The following is a 23,294-nucleotide window of genomic DNA, read 5'->3' on the forward strand; positions in this document are numbered from 1 at the left end:
TCCTAACTCGATTTAATAATAATTTATTTAAAGAAAAGAATAGCTAAGAGCCGCTGGCTCAAAACAAATGATTAAGGGTCTTAAATATAATGAATCCTACAACAACTAATGAAATGCTATCTCCGTGGCCTTGGCTGGTCACCGACACCAACATCAGCTTTGATGTTGCCGTGATGGAGCAGCAGCTAAAAGACTTCAGCCGTGGCTGTTATGTAGTAAATCATAGTGACAAAGGCATTGGCATCGCGCAAACAGCAGAACTTGTCGCTGACCAAGCCGCTAACAGCAATAGCCTACCTGTTGCCGCTTTCACCCCTGCACTCGGTACAGAAAGCTTAGGCGACAGTAATTTCCGCCGCGTTCACGGGGTAAAATACGCTTACTACGCAGGCGCAATGGCAAATGGGATCTCTTCTGAAGAGTTAGTGATTGCGCTCGGCCAAGCGGGTATTTTGTGTTCATTTGGCGCTGCAGGACTTATCCCAAGCCGCGTTGAAGCCGCTATTAACCGTATTCAAGCCGCGCTGCCAAATGGCCCGTACATGTTTAACCTTATTCATAGCCCAAGCGAGCCTGCATTAGAGCGTGGCAGTGTTGAGCTATTTTTAAAACATAAGGTGCGCACCGTTGAAGCATCAGCATTTTTGGGCTTAACGCCGCAAATCGTCTATTACCGTGCAGCAGGTCTAAGCCGTGATGCTCAAGGTAATGTCGTTGTCGCCAATAAAGTTATCGCAAAAGTGAGCCGCACCGAAGTCGCTGAAAAGTTCATGATGCCGGCCCCAGCAAAGATGCTGCAAAAGCTTGTAGATGAAGGCTCTATCACGCCAGAACAGATGGAATTGGCGCAGCTTGTACCGATGGCAGATGATATTACCGCTGAAGCCGATTCTGGCGGCCATACCGATAACCGTCCTTTAGTCACTCTTTTGCCTACTATCTTGGCGCTAAAAGAGGAGATCCAAACTAAATATCAATACCCAACACCTATTCGTGTTGGTTGTGGTGGCGGTGTCGGAACGCCTGATGCGGCGCTAGCAACCTTTAATATGGGCGCAGCCTATATCGTAACGGGTTCTGTCAACCAAGCCTGTGTTGAAGCGGGTGCAAGCGATCACACTCGTAAACTACTGTCGACCACAGAGATGGCCGATGTGACTATGGCTCCAGCAGCGGATATGTTCGAAATGGGCGTGAAACTGCAAGTGGTTAAGCGCGGTACCTTGTTCCCAATGCGTGCCAACAAACTTTACGAGCTCTACACTCGTTATGACTCAATAGAAGCGATTCCAGCTGATGAACGTGAAAAGCTTGAGAAACAAGTCTTCCGTTCGACCCTTGATGATATTTGGGCTGGAACCGTGGCACACTTTAACGAGCGAGATCCTAAGCAAATTGAACGTGCGACAGGTAACCCAAAGCGTAAAATGGCACTGATTTTCCGCTGGTATCTAGGCCTTTCTAGCCGCTGGTCAAATTCAGGTGAAGCCGGCCGTGAAATGGACTACCAAATTTGGGCCGGTCCTGCTTTAGGCGCCTTTAACCAGTGGGCAAAAGGCAGTTACTTAGACAACTACCAAGATCGTAATGCTGTCGATGTTGCTAAGCATCTAATGTATGGCGCAGCATATCTTAATCGCGTAAATAGCTTAACCTCACAAGGCGTTAAGCTACCAACACCGTTGTTACGCTGGAAGCCGACGCAACGTATGGCTTAAGAGCTAGGTGTTAGGTGTTAGGTGTTAGATAAGAACAAAAACCATCGAGTAGATTCGATGGTTTTTTTGTTTATATCTACAGGCCTCAATTATGGCAACCCGTTACTCACCAATCACTTTTATGCAATCCGTAAGCAGCATGATCATACATACGACCATTGAGCTGTTCAGCTCGTGTTATAACACCTTCAAATTTGAACCCTAAGCGTTCACAAACATGGCGACTGGCTTGGTTCTCTATAGCAACAAAAGCCTCTACCTTATCCATTTTCAGTTGATTAAAAGCGAGATCAATGAGTTTAGTGACTGCTCTGCTAATGATTCCTTTACCTTGATAACCTTGGCTTAGCCAATAGCCTATTTCTACTTTTCCTAATTTTTTGTCAATACTATTGAAACTGATATTACCGACCAGTTCGCCCCTATAAATTATGCCACACACTAAAGAGTTACCCGCTGCATAGTCATGCAATGATTTTTCGATAAAACGCTCAAAAAACGCTTCATCATGGGCAAGTGGCGGCCATACAAGCCATTGCGCTAAATAGTCTCTTTGCAAAGAGACTATATCGAGGTATTTACTCGCAAAAGAGTGCTCCACCAAAGCCAGTGCTAAATCTGAATCTACGTCCAATGTAAACATCATCTATCTTCCTTTCTTAAGAGGCTAAGCTATAACCCTGCTTCAACCAGTTCCTTCACTCTACTTGCCTTAACAAAATGATCCAGTTGGTGTGTTTCAATCCACCAAGTCGCGACTTGCATTAATGACTGTGGATCATCATTTTTGTTAGCAAAAAATGCGTAAAATGAAACCCCAACAGTATCACCTTTCTGAACAATCTTTTTATCACAGATCGCCACTATTCTATCTCTCATTATTTTTTGCATCATATACTCTTGTGTCATTTTCACTGTTATTTAAATAGCCAAAATCAAGTGAGTTGAAAGTATTTATCTAGCTATAGAAATTCTATTGTATTGCATCAATGCCAACGCCAGAGCGAATTAATTAACTACTGCTACAATTAATTCAAACTCTTCTCAGTGCATTATGAAAATGTAACGCTCATATAGGTGCAAAATAGGCTTTGAAAATCCTCAGTTTTAATCAACTTCAAATTCGAGTCTTCACCCTCATCGTTGTGCTTTTCACTGCGGTAATCTTTAGTTATCGATTTTTCATTCAAATTCCACAACTCGAAACGACCATGTTAAAGCTGTCCGAGAGAGAGCTAAACAGTATGATTTTTGCCATTAATCGCATCAATAAACCTATGACAACCCTTAATTATGACTATGCAGTTTGGGATGAAACCTTTGAGTATGTACAGCAACCGACTTCAAAGCATAGTTTGCGTTATCTGGTGGAAAACTATTTAAATGACACTTTTATCCGCTTAGAAATAGATGGGGTATTTATTTTAAACAGCCAAGCTAAGCTACTATATTCAAAAGGTTACCATCATAAAGACAAACATGAATTGAGCTTTGATTTCCATCAATTTGAAGCCTTTCCAGAAAATAGAATACTGATAGATACTCCCTATAACGGCAAAAAGATCACCCCAAAAACCGGCGTCCTTTCAACTCAATCAGGTCCAGCGCTCTACAGCTCAACTCCCATACTTTTATCAGATAAGAGCTTAGCTTCAAACGGTTTTCTAGTGTTCGTTCGTTTGATTAATCAAGAGTTGATTGATGAGATATCCCTGTTTACAGCTACACCAGTAGTGATGACATCAATCAACAGCAAGGCAGAGGCTAAAGGACTCAAAGATTGGGATGCTGACGTTAACCTCACTCAAGTATCGCCTTTTACCCAACGAGTCATTCGCAATACCAAGGGAGAGGCAATACTCAAGTTAACGCTATACCATACCAATAGCCAAGCGCCATCGATTTGGGGAGTTGGCATGATAAGCCTTATCTTCGCCATGATAGTGCTCTTAATTACAGTCTACCTTTTACTCGCAGGGTTTATTATTCGCCCAGTTCAACGCCTTGCCCGAAATATCAAAGCGATGGACAAAAAACAAAAATATAAAGAGCTGCCTAAGAACTACATCATTACTGAACTTAGAAAAATATCTTTTCATTTTAATGCTCTAATGGGCACAGTTCAGAGGCAAAATACTCTGCTTAGCCACCAAGTTTATGTCGATGAGTTAACGCAAATCGCCAACCGCCGTGCTTTTGAACTACATCTAGAAACACAAATTCAATTGTTAAAGCGGCAAAATATTGGTTTCACACTCATTTTGGCTGATATCGATTACTTTAAAAAATACAACGATACATTAGGCCATTTGGCTGGTGATGAGGCATTAAAAGAAGTGGCTATATTGCTAGAGCAGCATTTTAAACGCGCTGAGGATATGTGTGCTCGCTTCGGTGGCGAGGAGTTCATTATGCTCTACAGTGATATTCCATTTGCACCGCTCGAGCGCAAGCTTGAGGAGATGCTGCAAGCTCTAAAACACCGAGCTATTCCCCACCCCTGCTCAGAAGTCGCACAATATATCACCGTAAGCTTTGGCGTTTGCCAAGTGCTACCTATGCCCAACCACTCTTATCAAGGTAGCAGCTTTGTGACAGGTAAACAGATTACAGAGATGGCTGATAAGGCACTTTATCAAGCGAAAGAGAACGGACGTAATCAATATTATAAGGTGACTATCACCGCTAATGATATCCCCTTTGAGAATGAAGGCTAACGATTTGCTAAAAACCACAGACTCGCTTAACGTGGTTTTAATTCCTGTGCAATGAGCAACTTTTAAACGGCAATAGCATTAAGTCTTCGCTAGATAAGCAAATAGTACTTCTGGTAGCTCTTTGGTAAACTCAGCAGCTGTTAAGCTACATGCAGTAGCTGGAGTCAGCCCAGGGTAAAGAACTTTGTCCAATAAAGTATTTATCATCATATAGACGCTGATGTCACTTGCTTGCGAGTTATTTCCTGCAGTGATCTCGTTGTCAAAACGCAGTAAAATAGCAGATAGCTTTTGATAAACCATGTCCCTGCTTACCACTTTATCTGATGTTAATATTTCCGAATGTAGCCTAGAGTTTAAATGCAACGTACGAAATACACTCTCCTTTTCCAATAAGAAAACATAAGTCGCGTTAACCATTTGCACTAACGCATCATGCAGATTTGAATAATCTTCACTTTCCACTTCGCTAACCCACACCATTAAGTCATGGCCAAAATCTTGATACAACAAAGGCAATAGCGATTCTTTATCCTTAAAACGACGATAGAAAGTGCCTACTGAAACTCCTGCAGTATCAGCGATATCTTTAACACTAATATGTTCGAAGAATTTATCAGCCAAGCAGCGGTGTAATGCTTGTAATAGTTTTCTTTGAGTATCTAGACTGCGCTGTTGTTTCGGCACTAAATCACGTTCAGTTGGCATACATTAGGACAATTGAAAAATAATAAGGGCTCAATAATAACAGATTACTTTCTGCAATAGATTATTACTATATCCGCTCTACCTGAAGGCACTGTGTCAATTGGCAGCCTAATGGACTTTTGTCACAGGTTCACTGTTTCAAACTGAACCTAAGCAGTAACACCAACAAAATATATATTTTACCTTGAAATCAGATGGTTAAGCCACCAAGAATTGATAATACCATTCTAGGTTAAGGCGCTTAGATATTAATAATGATAACTGATGCTTGCGGCGCCATAATTGGTGTCAGATATTTGCCCTTCAAAATGATCGCTACCACGCAGTGTTGAGAATAAGATCCCCCAACTCCCCCAGCGCATGGCAAATCCCATGCTCAATTGGCCTTGCTCATTGATCAATTCAACAGAGTGGCTATTTTTGAAAGTATTACCATCAAGCGTAATATCATTTAGCACATAGCCACCATAAGCTGAAAAAAACAACATCCAGTTAAAACCTTTATCGGACATATAGGCATAGGGGTTAGCACTATGAGAAGCGGTTGGATTAATACTGGCGTAGGTTTCATCCAGACCACTTCCAACTCTAAATGTTAAACCGAAGCCAGCATCACTGCGTAAATTCCCCAGTCCAGCTTGACTGTAAAAACTCACATCAGTAGCCACACTATCTGACAGTGCTAATTGGCCAAAACGATGTAAATATTCTGACTCAATGCGAAATACAGCTTCGTTTTCAAGTTGATTATCCCAACCCTGAGGATCTTTAGCGTCGATAATTGCGTGAATCATACTTTGAGTTTGCTGGGCTAATGAGGCTGGGCCAACGACGCCTAGATTAAGTGCAAGGCTTGTAGCGACATTGTCATCATACTGGCGTAATTTTGCCTGCCACAACAACACCCCAGCATAAGGTCTATCATCAACAAGCAGCTGGTCTGTATCAAGATCTGACGGAGTGTACATCCCTTGTAAGATGGAATAACTAATGCTGTACTGCCCGTTACTGCCCTGATTTATATAACTCCAACCACTTGCGGCACGGATCCAAGCAGGCATATCAATATCGTCAAAAGCCCTAACAGAGGTATCTCCCCACGCATAACCAACACCATTACTGTAACCGTCATCAGTTGGCTCTAGTACGCCGAAAGCATCATTCTCAAAGGTAAATTGCCCCCAGTGATTTGGCTTTAATTCTGTTTCGCCAGCAGCTGCAACAGCATGAAAAAAAAGCATTAGGCCACAAATTTTCAATAATAAAATATTTTTTTGCACGCAATATCAAGGTTCTAAGAAGAGGTAAAGTAATTATAGGTGAGGCTGAACAAAGGGCGAAGTAAATAAGTAGCATTCTCTCTTATGGATCTCATAATTGACACTAACATGGTTTAAATAGCAGTCATAACGGGAGAGTCAAAGACGAGTCAACTGCTCATCTTTTTTAAATCTAATCCCCTCTTGGGCTAACTCCACATCAATATTGCAATCTAACTGAGATTGGTCGAGTTTTTCACAGCGGTTGAGCGTCAACTCGTACTGTTCATTTGCTAAGGCTGACATGACCTCATCACAACTAAAAGATTTCTGATTTATCTCTTTAAAACATAAGCCCTGTTTGCTAACTTCATCCCCGTCTTTGGCAACTAAATAATCCCAATCGTCGCCCCATGACTTAATTCGCATAGTGTACTTTTCATCATCAGTGAATATAGTCAACTCAGGGGCAACCTTTACCCCAAAGTCCATCTCATTGATTGCATAAATACCAATATCACAAGCCACTGATTCCTGTTGAGTATCAGCACTGAAGCGAGTGCTTTCAGCCGCTAATGCAATCTGAAAAGTTAGATCTTTTTGACATGCAGATAAGCTTAACAGCCCCACACTAACAACAAGATATGTAGCCAAGTTCATTGCGTAATTATTCACAAGTGTAATTATTTGTATCGGATACTAACAAAGATAAAGCAGATTGTTTAGCGTCTGAGCAAGTGAGCAGGCTAGTGAATTGATTTTATAAAATTAAACATACGCGATAAACAGAATAAATAGTCAGTTAAAGTACAATTAACAAATAAATCTACCATAACAGACTAATTATTCAGCGTTACCTCTGCTTTTTGACTCCGAAAAAATTGCGAATAAAAGTTCACAAATATATCAATTAAAGGCACAAAGTGCCTTTAATTGATATATGAAGTCTAATTACCTATTGAGCATTTACCTCTATTCGGTGCAATAATTTACCAGGCAAGAAAGGTGTATGTTGCTGAGCAGCATACTCGGCAAAGCCTGACCGATAAAAATCGGACAATGGATGACCGGATTGACCTCCAGGTATGGTTAACACGCCATTTTCCTCATCACCAGCTTGCACAATAAATCGCTGCGACGCGCCAAATGAAGCTCCCTGAACCGCTGGCATATAACTATCACCAAAACCGCTGACAACAGGCATATCGAGCAGTGTGCTTAATATCGGGATCTGTTTAGAGAAAGGGTGCTGTACTTTTAGTTGGTTAACGAGGCCCCATGCTAAATCATCCATATCATCGTCTTTACTGTAATTGGCCAATAGCTGCTGCTTACTTTGTTGGTAACTGCTGATCATAAACTCCGACCAATCAGCATATTGACTCGGTAACCAAGATGCGGATTTAGCTTCTATTAGTTGCCACATCGCAGGTTCCAAATAGCGTTTAACCGGCGACAAGCTTTGTGAAGACAGACCTAGCTGCGTTTCGAGCGGTGCAAAAGTGCTATCAATAAGTCGCTGCCTATATTGTCTTACCAAAGTATATCCGACAGAATCACTACAGGCGCACGCTTGCCAATGATTTAAGTAAGCGATGTCCTTAGCAAAGCGCTTTGACTGAGTACTTAAAAGGGCCACTAATTGCTGATGCCAAGGCGCTAAAAAACGCGCTTCATTATCTAACTGTAATTGGTAGAAATCATCGACAGAAAAGTTATTTCCGGCAAAGAGACGGTCTCGGATCTGTGAGCTGCGCGCGCCAAGCGCATAGCCACCGTCTCCTAGCACTTCATGTTGCTTTGTTGATACTACGCGGGAGTTACCAGACCACAATCGATGGCTTTCTGGATTAATCATTTCTGGCAGCTGGGCATGATCAATAAGCCAGTTATCGGCTTGATACTCAGACTCCTTAATTGCAACGTCACTTGGATTTGTTCTTGATGGAAAAGCACCAGCAGGTTTCCAAGCTGCATTACCTGCAGTATCAACAAGCATCATGTTTTGAATAGGGATACCCATGTTGCTAGCTATGATTATCGCTTGCTGCACATCTTTTACTTTATCGAGCTCTACTAACGACATATCTACCGCATAATCCCGGTGCCCGACCCAAGACAGAGCATAATGCTGTGCTAATGTTCCTTTCACCGGTCCATACTCAGACATCAAGATCTTATATTCAACGGAAGAATCAGGCAGTAAAATCTGTTCATTTTCAAATGTCAGATCTGAACTATTCTCTATTTCAATCCAATCAGCAGTATCGATGTAGGCGTTGGTAAAGCCCCAAGCCACATGACCATTACTGCCCACCACGATGGCTGGAGCACCTGGCAGTGATACGCCAGTAATACTGATATCCTCATCACTTTGTGAGTAATTAAGTTGCGCACGGTACCAAATGATAGGCACAGCAAAAGATAAGTGCATATCATCAGAGAGCATTGCCTTACCATTTTCGGTTAGCTCTCCCGTTACCGCCCAATTATTACTGCCGATATCCAAGGTTTCTGTTATCGACTTGGTTTTAGCCTGAGCGACATACTGAGGTGATATCAGTGGGATAGTAGGTTGCTTCAAACCAATTAGGCTGCCATCGAGCGCAGCTTGATAGCGGCTAGGCTGAGTAATAAAGTCCAGCATCGGCGCACCAAATATCGATTGAATGTAGGTAAGAGTTAGATCGCGCTTGATAGTATTGCCCTGCAGATCTAAGTACATACTGTAGATCACTAACAGACTATCAGCGGGCTCCCAAGGTCTTGGCTTTGCCCCAGTAACTAGATATTCAAAGCTACTTATTACTTGGGCATCAACAGCATCATTAACCCCTTGAGCGTAACTTTTCAAAAGCGCTAAATGATCCTTTGATAGTGTTTCAACAATACCATTGGCTCTTTTTCTTAATTGGTGAAAACGACGGCTTTTGTCCAGCTGCAAAGCCTTTTCTCCAAATATTTCTGATAGCTCTCCCGCAGAATTTCGTCTCAGCAGATCCATTTGAAAAAAGCGATCTTGCCCGTGGGCATAACCTAAGCCGTAAGCGGCATCTTGGCGGCTATCAGCCGTAACCACGGCCGTGCCTAAACGATCTCGCTCAATAGTGATGTCATTACTGATGGCGTCACTACCAATCGAAGCATCGAGTTTAGGCAAGCTCATAAACAGTAATAGGTATATTGAAACTGCAGATACGAACACTATGGATAGCAGCGTCACGACCGATATTTTTACTATTTTTATCATTTACTTACCTGTAATGCTTTTGATAAAACTCCCATTTGGCAATCATCATAAACTGGGTTGCCAATTTGTTAAACACTCTTTTTAATTATTCAAAAGTTAGTTTGACTAATTAAACAGCGACAGCACTCTACTTGATATGGCAAAATTATCTGCAACATAAAACAGTAAAGCTAAATCATGGCAAAACCCAATAAAAAAGGGCCAACGCAAACTGTTGAGATATTTTGCGCAAAATGCAAAGCCATCCTCTTTAAGTACCGAAAAGGCGGCAAAGGCGCACTAGTAAAGTGCTTTAAGGAGCGTATTGTCACCGACTACACCACGACGGCTTGTCGTTGCCCGAAATGCGACCAGATATTTGCCAGAGATACACTGATCCGCGGTGCTCCTGCCTATAAATTTGTCGGCGGAAAAGTCACCATGAAATAGCCACTATGTATAAGAACAATATCACCCGATTATAGCTACATACTGTTATAATCTATTGCAGCGACCGTGATAACTCGGCGCTTAAACCTGCAATACGCAATATCACAACTGATAACTGAGACTCACCATGCCGTTTTCTAAGCTTGGATTAAGCAATCCAATCGTTACCGCAGTAGCCGAACAAGGTTACACCAGCCCCACTCCAATCCAAGCAAAGAGCATTCCAGTGATCTTAAGCGGGCGAAACTTAATCGCCGCAGCGCAAACTGGTACAGGTAAAACGGCAAGCTTTGTATTACCTATCCTGCAACTCCTTAGTCAATCGCAAACCCAACGTAAAAAGCGAATTAGAGCATTAATCTTAACGCCCACTCGCGAGCTTGCGGTGCAGGTTGAAGCCAACATTGCGCTTTACGGTAAACATTTAGAACTGACTTCAATGGCAATGTATGGTGGCGTAGATGCCAAGCCGCAACGCCAGCGTCTGCTAGATGGAGTGGACATATTAGTCGCAACACCAGGTCGTCTGCTGGACATGTATACCCAGCGAGCGATTCATTTTGATGAGTTAGAAATTCTGGTGCTTGATGAAGCCGATAGAATGCTCGATATGGGCTTTATCGAAGACATCGATAAGATCATGGATAAGCTGCCAGCAGACAGACAAAGCTTACTCTTTTCAGCGACCCTGTCCCATCAAGTGAAGGCGTTAGCGAAAACGACGGTCGAGCGACCTGTCGAAATATCAGTTATCGCCAATACTGATTCCAAGCCTAAAATTGAACAATGGCTAACCACAGTAGATAAAGATAAAAAATCGGCGTTATTGAGCCACCTGATTAAGGAAAACAATTGGCAGCAGGCGCTGATCTTTATTGAAACTAAACAAGGTGCGGCAAAGCTAGTAAGCCAACTCGAAAAGCGTGGCATTTCTGCCGAGTGTATCCATGGTGGTAGAAGCCAAGAGGTTAGAGAAAAGATCCTTGCAGACTTTAAGGCTGGAGAAATTGGATTATTAATAGCCACTGGAGTTGCTGCTCGGGGTCTCGATATCGATGAATTACCTTTAGTCATTAACTATGATCTACCCTACCCCGCTGATGACTATATCCACCGCATTGGTCGAACTGGTCGCGCTGGAGCCAATGGTGAAGCGGTATCTTTAGTTTCTAAAGATGATTTTAAAAACTTATGCATGATTGAAAGTCGCCTAGGCCACCTGCTTGAAAGAAGAGAGGTTGAAGGTTTTGCTCCTCGAAAAGAGGTACCGATATCAGTCTTAAACTTTAAGCCTAAATTTAAAAAGATGACAGACAAAAGCAAGGATAGCGAGCAGTCGAAACCCAAAGCTAGTTTAGGAACTTCATCATCTAAGAAGCGTAATGATAATAAAAGCGCGAACAGCCAGTCCAAAAATAACGTAGGCGATAGCAGTAATAAGCTACCTCCGAACCCTTGGAACACATAGACATATCATCAAGGCCGCTTATTTTAAGCGGCTTTTGTATATTACACTCTGAGCTAAGACCTATAGAACTCTTGCCTATTTTTTCTGAAATAGCACAGCATTATCTCTATCAAAATTAATAATATTTGACATAGTATAGTTATATTTAAAGGATGTTCAGATGATTTATAAGCTAGTCTAAATCATTAGAACCTTAATTGAATTAGTAAATAAAGGATTATAATTAATGGGTCGATATCGCTCTCAGCTCTTCATTCTTATCGCTGTGATAATCGCGATTTTGGGTTTTATATTCTACCCGCAAGATAAATCTACTCCGATAGAAAAAGGTGCCGTCATAATATTACCGGTTAAATCCGCTTTAATGACTCATGCGGGGTTGTGGCAACAGTATGCAAATCAGGAATCCATCATTGCCCTGCTACACCAATCTAATATGCACCCCATACTTCAAGTTGAAGATGTGATTAATTTATTAGCACAAAATACTAGCTACATTGAAGATACTCGACCGCTGAAACTGTCACAACTAATGACTCAGTCAGGCGCAGCTTTGGTCGCAGACACAACGTTATCTAAAGAGGATGGTAGCTACCACCTTAACTATCACCTTTACGGCCCAAACCTTGAGCAAGCTGGACAAGTTAGCGCTGAGGATATTAACTCGCTCTACCTAGATTTTGCCGAACTAATTAACCAAAAAACCGGCGCGGCAGTCAGTGCTAAAAATATAACTAGTACATACTTTTTTGATAACCAGTTACTGATTCTAGCGCTGCAGCAGCTGCAATATAGTGAACTAGACAACGCTGAAGTACTGCTAGATGAGCTATTAGTGGCTGAAGAAAATAACCTAATAGCACAAAGACAAAAAGCCGAAATACGGCTTAAAAAAGGCGACTATTCCAAAGCCGATAAGTTAGTCAATACTGGGTTAATACAGGCAAATTCAATCAATAACCGCCGAGAATCAGCGAGGCTCGGCTTAACTCTCTCTAAAAGTTATATCGAGCAAGGAGAGTTAACGCGAGCACTTTCAACCTTATCGCTAAGCCGCACCCATGCTGCAAACTCCCAAGATTGGCTTTATTTAGCATATATTGCGGCGTGGGCGGGTTACGTCAATCAGCGTCTCGGTCGCTATGACACCGCAAGCCAACAATACCAGTTATCTGTGGACTACCATAAAATGGTCGGAGATCAAGCTGGACAAGTGATTGGACTGAATAACTTAGCCCGACTGGCACTTATTGAATACAACTATTCGGCGGCCTATAAATACGTCAAGCACTCAGTGGATATTGTGACGCAAAAACAGCTAACCAAACTAAAAGAGGAAACAATGTTGCTGCTGAGCAAGGTCGAGAATAAGCAACAATGAATTGCTAAAACGATGTGAGCGGCTAACTAATCATTAGCCATTAGACGCACACAATCAATTACTTAAGTTCTAATGCCTATTAAATAGGTCCATTGCACTGGCGCTCATAGCTCTTACACCCGTTTTGATCGTTATTGGATAGTCGGGAGCGAATTGACTGGAGTGTAATGAAGGCAAACTGCTTCCCTCATCTAAACTTACTTGGTAAGCGTTTGGTTCGACTGCGCCTAACCAGAAAATAGTGATCGGGCGCTTTTCTGCAGTAAGACCATATAGACCAAAATCTTCACCAGCCATAACGGGCTCAGATTTAGACACATTTTCAACGCCTAACTCCGTCTCTATGCTTGTTTGTATTTTAGTTGTCAAAATGGGGTCATTATAAGTTGAAGGGATCCTTTCCTCTTCGTGGACATATACCACTGGCATTAGTTCATCGGGCACCCCTGCACTAATCGCAATCCCTCGAGTTAGGCGCTTAAGTGCATCAATTTGCTGCAAACGCACATCCGGATTATAGGAGCGAAGTGTAAGCTGCAACTTCACCTCATCTGAAATAATATTGTGTTTAGAACCGCCATGAATTGAGCCCACAGTCATCACATTGGGTTCTAGTGGCGAAATCTCACGACTCGAAATAGTTTGCAACGCCAACACCATACGTGATGCTAGAACAACAGGATCTTTAGTCGAGTGAGGATAAGCACCATGCCCCCCTTTGCCTTTTACGGTTATATCTACCGAATCAACATTTGCCAAAGCATATCCTGGCGCTATGGCGACTTTACCCGCAGGTAGCCCTGCACTGACATGTAACCCGAGCACGTAATCAGGTGTAGGGAATTGGCTAAACAGTCCTTGTTTCAGCATCGCTTTTGCACCGCCGCCCACCTCTTCAGCGGGTTGTGCCACCATCATCAATGTGCCTTTCCAATCTGCTTTATGATTAATCATCTGCTCTGCAGTACCAATCAGGCTTGTCATATGAATATCATGGCCACAGCCGTGCATTATCCCAACAGTGCTATTACTAGCGTCCGTAGTTGTTGCTTTTGACGCGTATGGTTTACCAGTTTCTTCAGTAATTGGCAATCCATCGGTGTCGGCTCGGATCATCACCGTAGGACCGTCACCATTTTTAAAGATGCCAACAACGCCATAACCACCAAACTGCTCAGTCACATCAAACCCGAGTGCTGATAGCTCTTTTGCCATGCGTGCACTGGTGGCTTTTTCTTGATATGACAGCTCAGGATTTTGATGCAGGTGTAGATAGAGTTCTTCAAGTTTTGGCATCGCACTATCAACTGAACGGTCTAAGCTTGTAACGGCTGCAATTGCAGTCAATGGAGCCGTAAGGGCACATAGCAAGCCCAACGCAATAGGTGTTTTTAAACGAATTTTCATAACGATGCTTTCCCTTTCAAGTTGTAACAGAAAGGTTAAGCTAACATAACGGTTGGAGACTGTTGATCTTTCGTAGTTGTTTTGGCCGCAGTTTACTGATTATTTTAACAAAGCTGAGGTTATGCAGTTTAGTCATTGTCCGCAAATAGCCTATAACGCAGTAAAAAGTGCTTTTGTCACTGCGTTACCAGCTTTTCACTTAGCTCGCTAAGCATCATCGCTTAAGCCTTGCCCTAAAAGCATTATTCCTTACGGTAAAGAATCGAACAACAACCAAGCTCGAAAGAACTACAGCCCCAGTTTCAAGCGGGAGCACATGTTTATTTTGCAGCTAAAAACGGCGACTCGAATTGCGATAGCGACCGCTCAAATATAGATTCATCAAACTAAAAAAAATGCAGCCATCGGCTGCATTTTTGAATAGACCTATCGCTATAGACGATAGGTTAACGACAACTTAGCGTTACGCTCCTCTCCTGGCATACCGCCTAAGAACATCGCTTTACTGTAATACTCTTGGTTGAAGAGGTTATTGACGTTAAGTTGCAGCTTCCAGTGCTCAACATCATAACTAATCGCAGAATCGAGTACTGTGTAGCTCGGTACGTAGCCATCTGGGATCCCAAATGAACTTGAGTTAGTACTGCGGTCATCAACATATTTAGCGCCTAAACTGATGTTAATTGGGCTAGCAAGAGAGAACCAGTCCGCACCATAGGTGACCCAGGCGCTGGCTGTCACATAAGGCACACCTTTTTGACGAGTATCGTAGCTGCTTCTATTCGGATCTTTCTTATCTCGGGCATCTTGATAAACGCCGTTTAGATTAACCATCCATTGCTCGTTGATATGGGCATTTAAATCAAGTTCAACGCCGGTAGTTTCCTCTTTACCGTTATAAAAGCTCTTCGCAGTTCCCGGAGCAGAAACCCCCTCTTCATAGTCTGGGTTTCCATACTCTAGGTTAGTTCGCGCACTTTTAAAGAAGACTAAAGACGCCAACATTTGATCTTCAAAAGCTTTATAGCGAATACCTATGTCGTCACTGACAGATTCAGAATCAGCGCGGTCATCACCAGTACCTTCAATGCCACCAAGAATACTATAGGCGGTACGTCCTTTTGAATGATTGACAAACAGTGACAAGTCATCGGTTGGCATGTAAGTCACGCCTAAGTTGTAGGTAACTCCATTATCCGTTGTATCAGCTTCTTCTCTTGGCTCAGCTTTACTTGCAGAGTAACGAGGATCGACACCGAGATGTTGATAAGACTGTTTAATCTCGTTAAATGCCACACCAATACGGGTGGTAAAGCCATAGCCCAAGTATCCGACATGCTGTAGCCCTACGCCCCACGCATTAACCTTTTTATTGTAGTTACTGGTCATCAATGGGTCATGTTCTTCAAAGCTACCTTTAGCCCAATTAGGGTTACGAATATCATAGATATAGGGCAGCGAGCCTTGATAGATAACATCGCCAGCTTTGTTCTTAATGACTTTATCGGCGTCATAAATAGAGTATTGCTTGAATGCGATATCTCTGTCTTCGAAATTAGCATTTACCAATAATTCGTTATCAATCTCGCCGATTTGGAAGTCATAACGTAGATCGGCGAAGTACTGCCAAGACTTTTCATCAGCCTCAACTTTACGATACTCCTGACGACGTGCCGCAAATGGATACAGGACGCCATCCTCAACTAAAGGCGCTCGAGGCTCTTCATTAATCTTCCCACGTCTGTCCCAATAAACGTAATTATAAGCACCGGTCTGACGTGCAAAGCCTGAGGTGTAATTGCGGTACTGCAACTGTTGGTTCAAGAATAGATTGTCGTTGAAATAGATATTATGAGTTAACTTAAAACGCAGCTCTTCACCTTCATTATCTTTTGCCATCGGTGAGATAATTCCGGCATGGCCAAATGCATAGGGGGTTTGTCCATCGCTACTTGAAAGCGAGTTAGCAAGTTGCTGGCGCTGTTCATCCGTAAGCTGCAAGCCAGCATTGTTAGGATCATTAATTAGGTCTTCCCAGTTAACTTCACCCGCGCCTTTGCCACCCACAGATTCAGCGTTAAAAATACGAATTGGGTGACCAATTGAATCTACCGCTATCGCATCTTTAATATAACTGGCGGACAGCATTAGATCTTGCGTGTCACTCATTACATATTTCAAAGAGGTATAAATTTCATCTCTATCGGTACCAATATCACGGTAGCCATCGCTGCGCGCGGTCTTAGCCACTACTCGGTAAGCTAAGTTGTCGGTGATCCCTGCGGTGCTATCAACCGAGAGTGAGTAGCTGTTCCACTGACCAACTTCTGCAGTGAACTCATTTAAAGATTCAAATTGTGGTTTTTTCTCTATAAGGTTGATTACACCACCCGCACTCCCCATACCATAAAGACCGGTAGCAGGCCCTTTTAGAACCTCTACCGATTCCACATTGGTAAGAGAGCGAGTTGGATTAAAGGTATTTCCTAAACCCGCTCCACCATACATGCCGTCATAGGTGTAGTTTGCACCCAAGCCACGAATAACTAGATTGTCACCAATACCATAGTTGTTACCTGCTTGAGTAACACCACTGATATTACGCACTAAATCTTGCAGGTTATCGACACCTTGCGCTTGAATTAATTCTTCGTCGACAATCACTACTGCTGCAGGCGTCTCCATTAATGACATATCTGACTTAGTTGCTAAGCCTGAATTCATCACAACTTGGTTTTGCCTACCGTAAACGGTGATCCGTTCAATAGCGCTCGTTTCAGCGGTTTCTGCCGCGTAAATCGTTGCTGGTAAATATGTCGTAGCACATGCAATTGCTAACAAAGAATAGCGAAAATGTTTCATCCAATAACCCCACTTAAGTATTATGCGGCGTGATGATAACGATTATCATTAACAATACAACAAGTGTAACAGCGAGTGATACAGTTAAAAATGTGTTTAGCATTGTTTTTATTAGCTTTTTATCTAAAAGCTTACAAAGTAAATTATAAAAATAACACGCAACCAGTGATTAAGATCACGTTTTTACGTCATTAAAGTCTGTCAATCCAAACTGGTTTAGCCATTAATATGCATGACAAAATCACAGTTCCGAGCTCTCTGTTACTTAGAAACTTGCAAATGGGCGGGATAGATTTGATGTAGGAAATAGCAACGCCTTTCTTTTGACTGCTATGACTCAAAAGACAAAGGCATCAACTCTAGATTATCTAAAAGGAATAACTTTAGGGTGCTGCCTGCAAAACTGAACAAGATTGTCAGTTAATCGGTCATAGAGATCGTCATTAATATAGGGCAACTCTTCGACATACACTCGGCTATCGAGCTCTGTCGGTAAGATAAAGCAAGATAACCTATCGAGATCTGCAGCTATCTGTTCTTTATCAGCGACAGTTAAGTAATGGGCCAGCATGGATTGACCTAAGAAGGCCTCTCTTAGATGTGCAACAAGTGCATCAAAGCTTGCATCCCAATTGAGGTTACTGTTGTTTTGTGCCTCCCAAGACAGTAGTTCAATGGCACGAATAACCTCACCTTGCAGAGAATCGGCTGAGCCTACTTGAGGCACAAGATGCTCCCAAATCCACAAAGCAACGTCATGGCTATCACCCGCTAAATTAACCTCTACTGGCACAGAACCGCTTAAGGGTATTGAATTAACCACTGCTGTAGAAACTGACTGATAACTCATAGAATAGGCAATTAACTGGCTGTTAAGGTCCTAATTTTCCAATGTGGCGGCGAATATATCAATAGCTAATTCTCAATCCACTTTTTATCATTATTATTGACCACGAGTTAAATTTCTACGTGAAAGTCCCAATGCAAATATCACCAATATGCCCCACAGCGACATGCTTCCACCATGCTCAGTCTCTATCTCAATATACTCATCATCCCAATAGCTGCTTTCTAATGGTAAGGCGTAGAGGCTGTCAAAATCATTTGAGCTGACCGTTGCTACAATATCGCCATAACCCACCTCATAGAGATCGATAAGAACATCGTAATGATCCGTTGTATATCCGGATTCCAGCGTGGTTAAGACCTCATAATCGTCATCAGTAGCGTCACCGAAAATAGTAAATATATCTGTGGTATAATAATGCTCCCAAGGACCACCATTGCGGCTTAAGTATAACTCTGCAAACACATTGGCAGTTTCATTGATATAAGCCCCACTAACATCTGCGTCAAAAGTGACACTAAAAGTTTGATAAAAGCCATCAAAGTCGTTATCAACAAATAAACGACTGTATGCATCGTAGATATAAAAATCACGGTAAACGCTATTGGCATATAACGCGGGCGAAGCCGATATTTGTCGTAGACTCTCCGCTTTAAGCGCATTATCGATGTGGCTTTGCATCACCTGCTCTCTGCTTGTCTTGCTTGGTACTTTATTCGTATTTTCTAAACGCTGCCTTGTCAGCAACTCTTGCTGTTGCAATGTTAACTCTGCCCCAGCTCTAACACTGCCGTTCCTCTCTTTTTCCATCTTATAGCCAGCAGAGGTACTCCGTATCTGACCTAGCTCTTGAGCCACCGCTTCTAGAGGTAGTAAAGCACCTAGAAAAAGCACTATCAGGGAGAGTCGTTTGGTTTGGCATGTAAGTTGGCTCATCATCACCTCGAACAATATATTAAGTTTCGCTTATTAGAGACCAACCAAAATGAACACAAGCTGAACGTTAAAATCAGTTACTTAAGTCTGGTTACGACCTCCTTTGGTATTCAGGTTGGGTTCATCTTACAAACGTTATATCTAACAAACTGAATCTCGAAACATAATTTCTTCCATATATTGAATTGAAATTTGAAATCTTGGAAAAGTGATGAGCTTAACTCGAATTGGTATAATGACTAATCTAGCGGGATCTTTTAAACTGATAACATCTCAACTCTTTGGTGCTCTTAATGAAAGCTGTTTTACTGTTGATATTAATATCACTTGCACTATTAGGCTCAATGCCTACCAATGCTAGTGGCCAGTACCTCACTTTATCGGCAGCCTCTATGGCGATGGCGACAAATCATACTGGAAAATCCCTTAAAGTGAGCAGTTCACAGCAAGCTGCGCAATTAGTTAAAAGCCGCTATTCAGGTAAGATCCTCAAAGTTCAGTCCACCCGTGTAAACGGCAATCCCGGATATCGAGTCAAAGTACTTTCTAAAGATGGAGTCGTTTTTTACGTATCCGTAGATGCCAAAACTGGCAGTATCCGTCGTAATTAACGGCGACAGACAAGGACCGACTATGAGACTTTTACTCGTTGAAGATGATCTCGCACTGCAAAGTAACCTTAAGCAACATCTACTTGCAGCCAACTATACTGTCGACACGGCAGATGACGGTGAAATAGGCCTTTTTCAAGGAAAAGAGTACAATTATGATGCGGCAATTATTGATGTTGGACTGCCAAAAATTGATGGTATCGCGCTTATTACCGAGCTTCGAGCTCTAGCCATTGAGTTTCCGATCCTGATCTTAACCGCTCGTGATAGCTGGCAAGATAAAGTTGAAGGGCTAGATGCAGGCGCCGATGATTACCTCACTAAACCCTTTCATCCTGAAGAGTTAGTTGCCCGGCTAAAAGCACTCATTCGCCGCTCAGCAGGAAAGGCAAGCCCTGTGATTAGTAATGGGCCTTTTTCATTGAATACAAGCAGTTTAGAACTGACTAAAAATGGCGAACTAATTAGCTTAAGCGGCTCAGAATACAAGTTGCTCGAATACTTTATGCTGCATATTGGCGAAGTAAAATCTAAAACTGTGCTCACTGAGCATATCTATGATCAAGATTTCGATCTCGACTCCAACGTCATTGAAGTCTTTATTCGCCGCTTACGTAAAAAACTAGATGCTGATAATCAACTTGGAGTTATCGAAACACTCAGAGGTCAAGGATACCGTTTAACCAAACTGGCACCGCATAATCAACCCGAAAAGCCGTCATAACATGTTTTCTGTATCGCGCTTAGCAACAGCAATGCACTCAATAAAAGCCAGACTGATCGTGAGTGCATTACTGCTTATTTTGATTTTAATGCCGTTGATCGGTTTCGGTCTTAATGATGCGTTTAAGCAGCAAGTAAAGAGCGCTTCACTGAATGAATTGAAAGCCTATGTTTATGCAGTTTTAGCGGTAACTGAAGTCAATCGAGCCGGCATATTAATGCCTGAAGTGCTGTTGGAGAACCAATTTAACGTCATTCAATCTGGCCTTTATGCGGCAATTACCACTTCAAAATCACCAGAGAAAACAGCTAGGAATAACGCAAATTTTGATGCGAAATTTGTTAAAAATCCAGAACAGGCAACCACGAAAGATAATTTGAATAAGCGCAACCAAACACAACATATCGCTTGGCAATCGAACTCTTTATTGGGTATTGAATTACCAAAGACACTACCCACACCAGTAAAGGGAATGGGGCAATTTAGCGAGGTGAAACTGAATGGACAACCACACTTAATTTACAGTTTTAGTGTCAGTTTCGAGCTACCCGCACTCGATAGTAAAGATGGCCAACAGTCAGATAACCGCTTTCCAATCACTATCCATATCATTAAAGATCAAACAGAGTTTCAACAACAAGTCAGTCAATTTACCCAGCAATTGTGGCGCTGGTTAATGATCCTTATGGGGTTATTAGTCGTGATACAGATGGCTTGGCTGTGGTGGACCTTAAAGCCATTATCCAGCTTAGAGACCGAGCTTAGCGCGATAGAAAATGGCAAAGCGAACCAGCTAACCCGCCAGTATCCGACAGAACTTCAAGCGGTGGCGCAGCAACTTAACACCTTATTGAATACCGAACAAAATCAGCGAAAACGCTATAGAAATGCACTCGCAGATCTTGCCCACAGCCTCAAGACACCGTTAGCTGTCATACAAAGTCAGGTCGATTTAAGTGCAGAGTCGTTTGAACAAGTCAGCCATATCAATCGGATTATTGGTCACCAATTAAAACGTGCGCAATCCGCAGCAGGCAGCGCTTGGCACTTAGGTGTGCCAGTTGTTGACGTGTCCGATAAATTGGTTCGAAACCTGCCAAAAATATACAACCAACCGCCAATAGTTATTGAGCAAGCGGTTAAACGCGATGCCATCTTTAAAGGCGACCAAGCAGATCTTTCAGAGATGTTAGGTAACTTGCTCGATAATGCCTGCAAAGCGGCCAAGAGTAAGGTGTTATTGAGTGTGACTCACAATGCTGAATCATTGGTAATGCAAGTCGAGGACGACGGCAATGGTATTGATGAAACGCTGCAAACACAAATATTTGAGCGCGGCATTAGAGCCGACTCCTATAAGATGGGGCACGGCATCGGCCTTGCCATCGTGCGAGATTTAGTCGATAGCTACCACGGCCAGCTATCCATTGGCCAATCTGACTTATTAGGCGGGGCTCGTTTTACGATAAGTTTCAAATCCTAGTACCCATTCCCTAAAGCTCGGTTACAGCAAAAAGCATCCATAATCGATCTGTTTTTGGCTTTCAGCTTATGTTCATCTTCGCCTCTTTATAATCTGCTTATCGTCACTATTCGATAGGAAAGCATATGAACATATTCAAACAATGCTGTTGCTTGTCTCTGGTTATCGCTTTGCAGTGGTTAACTCCAGCAAGCGCATACGCTGAGGATTATGAAAACGCTCAACAGGCTCAGCTCAATGAGGGAGAACTTGCGCAGATGTTAGCGCCGATTGCACTCTACCCAGACAGTCTGCTGACACATATCTTAATCGCTGCCACCTACCCATTAGAAGTTGTTGAAGCCCAACGTTGGCAACAAAAAAATCAACAACTCAGTACCGAGAAGCAAGTCTCGAACGCCCAGAACATGCAATGGGACCCAAGCGTTATCGCGCTGATTGCATTTCCTACTGTGCTACAAAAACTCAGTGAAGACCTGCAGTGGACACAATCACTCGGCGATGCTTTCTTGCAAGATGAAGCACAGGTGCTAGCCAGTATTCAAGCCCTGCGCCAACAAGCTGACAACGCCAACAACCTTAATGATATGGAGAACATGCAGGTAACCCGGGTCAATAATCAGATTGTGATTGAACCAGTTAGAAAAGAGATAGTTTACGTGCCCTACTATGACCCTAGAGTCGTATATGGAAGCTGGTATTGGTATAACTATCCGCCAGTATACTGGGCTATGCACCCTGGCTATGTGCGACCTAGATATGGTCATTTTTACTGGCACACAGGCGTCCACATCAGCTTCAATTACTATTTCAGTGCGTTTCACTGGCATAAGCATCATGTCGTGGTAGTGCATCATAAAAACTCGCGTCATTATCGTCATCGCGGACGAATTGTCACTAGCCATGGCGCCAAACGCTGGGCTCACAAGCCACAACACCGACGGGGCGTAGCCTATAGCAATAATGCTTTAAGGCATAAATATAAAAGTCATAACCCAAGCCGTGCCCACAGCAAAACACTTAGGACTAAAAAGCCCTACAAAGTGAATAAAAGCCGTGAAATGCAGTTTACTAAAAATTTAAAGCAACAACCCAAAGTGCGCAATGCTCACTATGGCAATAACAAGGCGATGAAGAGCCATCAGCGGGTTAACAGTCATCAACCAGTTAACAGCAAACAGCGAGTTAACAGCCATCAACCAGTTAACAGCCAACAGCGAGTTAACAGCCATCAATCAGTTAAAAGCCAACAGCGAGTTAACAGCCATCAACCAGTTAAAAGCCAGCAGCGGGTTAAAAGCCATCAACAAGTAAATAGCCGTCAGCCAGGGAAGAGTCATCAACAGGTAAAGAGTCATCGACAGGTAAAGAGTCATCAACAGGCAAAAAGCTATCAACCACAAAAAAGTTATAGACAAGCACAGAGTCACAAGCCAACCAACAGCCATAGAGGAAGTGGCCACAAACAAAGAAGGGATTAAGCAAGATTCACGC

19 protein-coding genes are annotated in these 23,294 nt (G+C 42.6%); 9 read left to right on the forward strand and 10 right to left on the reverse strand.

Annotated features, from left to right (window positions below; translation table 11 throughout):
- The first annotated feature begins 89 nt into the window (after window positions 1-89).
- A complete protein-coding gene (gene pfaD, locus K5R16_RS09995; protein WP_220737413.1) occupies window positions 90-1,718 on the forward strand; it encodes an eicosapentaenoate synthase subunit PfaD in 1,629 nt (542 codons plus the stop codon).
- A gap of 106 nt (window positions 1,719-1,824) precedes the next feature.
- Here pfaD and K5R16_RS10000 read toward each other — a convergent pair whose 3' ends face one another.
- Together K5R16_RS10000 and K5R16_RS10005 are read right to left on the reverse strand one after the other, a co-directional pair.
- The gene (locus K5R16_RS10000) at window positions 1,825-2,361 is read right to left on the reverse strand and encodes a GNAT family N-acetyltransferase (RefSeq protein ID WP_220737440.1); all 537 of its coding nucleotides are present in this window, start codon (window positions 2,359-2,361) and stop codon (window positions 1,825-1,827) included.
- Between the two features lie 29 nt (window positions 2,362-2,390).
- Window positions 2,391-2,609: a DUF6500 family protein gene (locus K5R16_RS10005; RefSeq protein WP_220737414.1), complete on the reverse strand. Its 219-nt coding sequence runs from the start codon at window positions 2,607-2,609 to the stop codon at window positions 2,391-2,393.
- Between the two features lie 200 nt (window positions 2,610-2,809).
- Between K5R16_RS10005 and K5R16_RS10010 the strand changes: the two genes are divergently transcribed.
- Window positions 2,810-4,435: a diguanylate cyclase gene (locus tag K5R16_RS10010; protein WP_220737415.1), complete on the forward strand. Its 1,626-nt coding sequence runs from the start codon at window positions 2,810-2,812 to the stop codon at window positions 4,433-4,435.
- Window positions 4,436-4,513: 78 nt separating this feature from the next.
- Here K5R16_RS10010 and K5R16_RS10015 read toward each other — a convergent pair whose 3' ends face one another.
- From K5R16_RS10015 to K5R16_RS10030, 4 genes are all read right to left on the reverse strand, one after another.
- On the reverse strand, window positions 4,514-5,143 hold the full coding sequence (locus K5R16_RS10015; protein WP_220737416.1) for a TetR/AcrR family transcriptional regulator: 630 nt from the start codon (window positions 5,141-5,143) through the stop codon (window positions 4,514-4,516).
- A gap of 248 nt (window positions 5,144-5,391) precedes the next feature.
- Entirely contained in the window at window positions 5,392-6,384 is a 993-nt protein-coding gene (locus tag K5R16_RS10020; protein ID WP_220737417.1) for a lipid A deacylase LpxR family protein, read from the reverse strand.
- A gap of 177 nt (window positions 6,385-6,561) precedes the next feature.
- Window positions 6,562-7,062, reverse strand: a complete 501-nt coding sequence (locus tag K5R16_RS10025; RefSeq protein WP_220737418.1) for a hypothetical protein — start codon at window positions 7,060-7,062, stop codon at window positions 6,562-6,564.
- 295 nt (window positions 7,063-7,357) lie between these two features.
- A complete protein-coding gene (locus K5R16_RS10030) occupies window positions 7,358-9,652 on the reverse strand; it encodes a penicillin acylase family protein (protein WP_220737419.1) in 2,295 nt (764 codons plus the stop codon).
- Window positions 9,653-9,829: 177 nt separating this feature from the next.
- On the opposite strand from K5R16_RS10030, the gene K5R16_RS10035 reads away from it, so the two are divergent.
- The 3 genes from K5R16_RS10035 (at window position 9,830) to K5R16_RS10045 (ending at window position 12,930) form a co-directional block, all read left to right on the forward strand.
- The gene (locus tag K5R16_RS10035; RefSeq protein WP_220737420.1) at window positions 9,830-10,081 is read left to right on the forward strand and encodes a hypothetical protein; all 252 of its coding nucleotides are present in this window, start codon (window positions 9,830-9,832) and stop codon (window positions 10,079-10,081) included.
- Between the two features lie 127 nt (window positions 10,082-10,208).
- Complete coding sequence (locus K5R16_RS10040; protein WP_220737421.1) at window positions 10,209-11,549, forward strand: DEAD/DEAH box helicase; 1,341 nt, start codon at window positions 10,209-10,211, stop codon at window positions 11,547-11,549.
- Between the two features lie 226 nt (window positions 11,550-11,775).
- Window positions 11,776-12,930: a lipopolysaccharide assembly protein LapB gene (locus tag K5R16_RS10045; RefSeq protein WP_220737422.1), complete on the forward strand. Its 1,155-nt coding sequence runs from the start codon at window positions 11,776-11,778 to the stop codon at window positions 12,928-12,930.
- A 69-nt stretch (window positions 12,931-12,999) separates the two neighbouring features.
- Here the strand turns inward: K5R16_RS10045 and K5R16_RS10050 are convergent, their stop codons facing one another.
- The 4 genes from K5R16_RS10050 to K5R16_RS10065 all read right to left on the reverse strand — a co-directional run bounded on the left by K5R16_RS10050 (window position 13,000) and on the right by K5R16_RS10065 (window position 18,982).
- On the reverse strand, window positions 13,000-14,331 hold the full coding sequence (locus K5R16_RS10050) for a M20 family metallopeptidase (protein WP_259649830.1): 1,332 nt from the start codon (window positions 14,329-14,331) through the stop codon (window positions 13,000-13,002).
- Window positions 14,332-14,769: 438 nt separating this feature from the next.
- Window positions 14,770-17,199, reverse strand: a complete 2,430-nt coding sequence (locus K5R16_RS10055) for a TonB-dependent siderophore receptor (RefSeq protein WP_220737424.1) — start codon at window positions 17,197-17,199, stop codon at window positions 14,770-14,772.
- A 364-nt stretch (window positions 17,200-17,563) separates the two neighbouring features.
- Window positions 17,564-18,049, reverse strand: a complete 486-nt coding sequence (locus K5R16_RS10060) for a hypothetical protein (RefSeq protein ID WP_259649828.1) — start codon at window positions 18,047-18,049, stop codon at window positions 17,564-17,566.
- A 93-nt stretch (window positions 18,050-18,142) separates the two neighbouring features.
- A complete protein-coding gene (locus tag K5R16_RS10065; protein ID WP_259649829.1) occupies window positions 18,143-18,982 on the reverse strand; it encodes a choice-of-anchor H family protein in 840 nt (279 codons plus the stop codon).
- A gap of 293 nt (window positions 18,983-19,275) precedes the next feature.
- Between K5R16_RS10065 and K5R16_RS10070 the strand changes: the two genes are divergently transcribed.
- From K5R16_RS10070 to K5R16_RS10085, 4 genes are all read left to right on the forward strand, one after another.
- Complete coding sequence (locus K5R16_RS10070; protein ID WP_220737426.1) at window positions 19,276-19,593, forward strand: PepSY domain-containing protein; 318 nt, start codon at window positions 19,276-19,278, stop codon at window positions 19,591-19,593.
- Between the two features lie 22 nt (window positions 19,594-19,615).
- Window positions 19,616-20,317 (forward strand): response regulator transcription factor, encoded by a 702-nt coding sequence (locus K5R16_RS10075; RefSeq protein WP_220737427.1) that lies wholly within the window; start codon window positions 19,616-19,618, stop codon window positions 20,315-20,317.
- 1 nt (window position 20,318) lies between these two features.
- Window positions 20,319-21,800, forward strand: a complete 1,482-nt coding sequence (locus tag K5R16_RS10080; RefSeq protein WP_220737428.1) for an ATP-binding protein — start codon at window positions 20,319-20,321, stop codon at window positions 21,798-21,800.
- A 125-nt stretch (window positions 21,801-21,925) separates the two neighbouring features.
- A complete protein-coding gene (locus tag K5R16_RS10085) occupies window positions 21,926-23,281 on the forward strand; it encodes a DUF3300 domain-containing protein (RefSeq protein ID WP_220737429.1) in 1,356 nt (451 codons plus the stop codon).
- Window positions 23,282-23,294: the final 13 nt, after the last annotated feature.

The sequence above is a fragment of the Shewanella sp. c952 genome, assembly GCF_019654975.1.
GTDB lineage: Bacteria > Pseudomonadota > Gammaproteobacteria > Enterobacterales > Shewanellaceae > Shewanella.

Excerpts from the sequence above, each read along its gene's own strand:
- K5R16_RS10055 (WP_220737424.1), bottom strand. The coding sequence starts at position 17,199 with ATGAAACATTTTCGCTATTCTTTGTTAGCAATTGCATGTGCTACGACA.
- K5R16_RS10060 (WP_259649828.1), bottom strand. The coding sequence starts at position 18,049 with ATGAGTTATCAGTCAGTTTCTACAGCAGTGGTTAATTCAATACCCTTA.
- K5R16_RS10030 (WP_220737419.1), bottom strand. The coding sequence starts at position 9,652 with ATGATAAAAATAGTAAAAATATCGGTCGTGACGCTGCTATCCATAGTG.
- K5R16_RS10015 (WP_220737416.1), bottom strand. The coding sequence starts at position 5,143 with ATGCCAACTGAACGTGATTTAGTGCCGAAACAACAGCGCAGTCTAGAT.
- K5R16_RS10085 (WP_220737429.1), top strand. The coding sequence starts at position 21,926 with ATGAACATATTCAAACAATGCTGTTGCTTGTCTCTGGTTATCGCTTTG.
- K5R16_RS10000 (WP_220737440.1), bottom strand. The coding sequence starts at position 2,361 with ATGTTTACATTGGACGTAGATTCAGATTTAGCACTGGCTTTGGTGGAG.
- K5R16_RS10070 (WP_220737426.1), top strand. The coding sequence starts at position 19,276 with ATGAAAGCTGTTTTACTGTTGATATTAATATCACTTGCACTATTAGGC.
- K5R16_RS10040 (WP_220737421.1), top strand. The coding sequence starts at position 10,209 with ATGCCGTTTTCTAAGCTTGGATTAAGCAATCCAATCGTTACCGCAGTA.
- K5R16_RS10035 (WP_220737420.1), top strand. The coding sequence starts at position 9,830 with ATGGCAAAACCCAATAAAAAAGGGCCAACGCAAACTGTTGAGATATTT.
- K5R16_RS10080 (WP_220737428.1), top strand. The coding sequence starts at position 20,319 with ATGTTTTCTGTATCGCGCTTAGCAACAGCAATGCACTCAATAAAAGCC.
- K5R16_RS10045 (WP_220737422.1), top strand. The coding sequence starts at position 11,776 with ATGGGTCGATATCGCTCTCAGCTCTTCATTCTTATCGCTGTGATAATC.
- K5R16_RS10020 (WP_220737417.1), bottom strand. The coding sequence starts at position 6,384 with ATGCTTTTTTTTCATGCTGTTGCAGCTGCTGGCGAAACAGAATTAAAG.
- K5R16_RS10025 (WP_220737418.1), bottom strand. The coding sequence starts at position 7,062 with ATGAACTTGGCTACATATCTTGTTGTTAGTGTGGGGCTGTTAAGCTTA.
- K5R16_RS10075 (WP_220737427.1), top strand. The coding sequence starts at position 19,616 with ATGAGACTTTTACTCGTTGAAGATGATCTCGCACTGCAAAGTAACCTT.
- K5R16_RS10065 (WP_259649829.1), bottom strand. The coding sequence starts at position 18,982 with ATGAGCCAACTTACATGCCAAACCAAACGACTCTCCCTGATAGTGCTT.
- pfaD (WP_220737413.1), top strand. The coding sequence starts at position 90 with ATGAATCCTACAACAACTAATGAAATGCTATCTCCGTGGCCTTGGCTG.
- K5R16_RS10005 (WP_220737414.1), bottom strand. The coding sequence starts at position 2,609 with ATGCAAAAAATAATGAGAGATAGAATAGTGGCGATCTGTGATAAAAAG.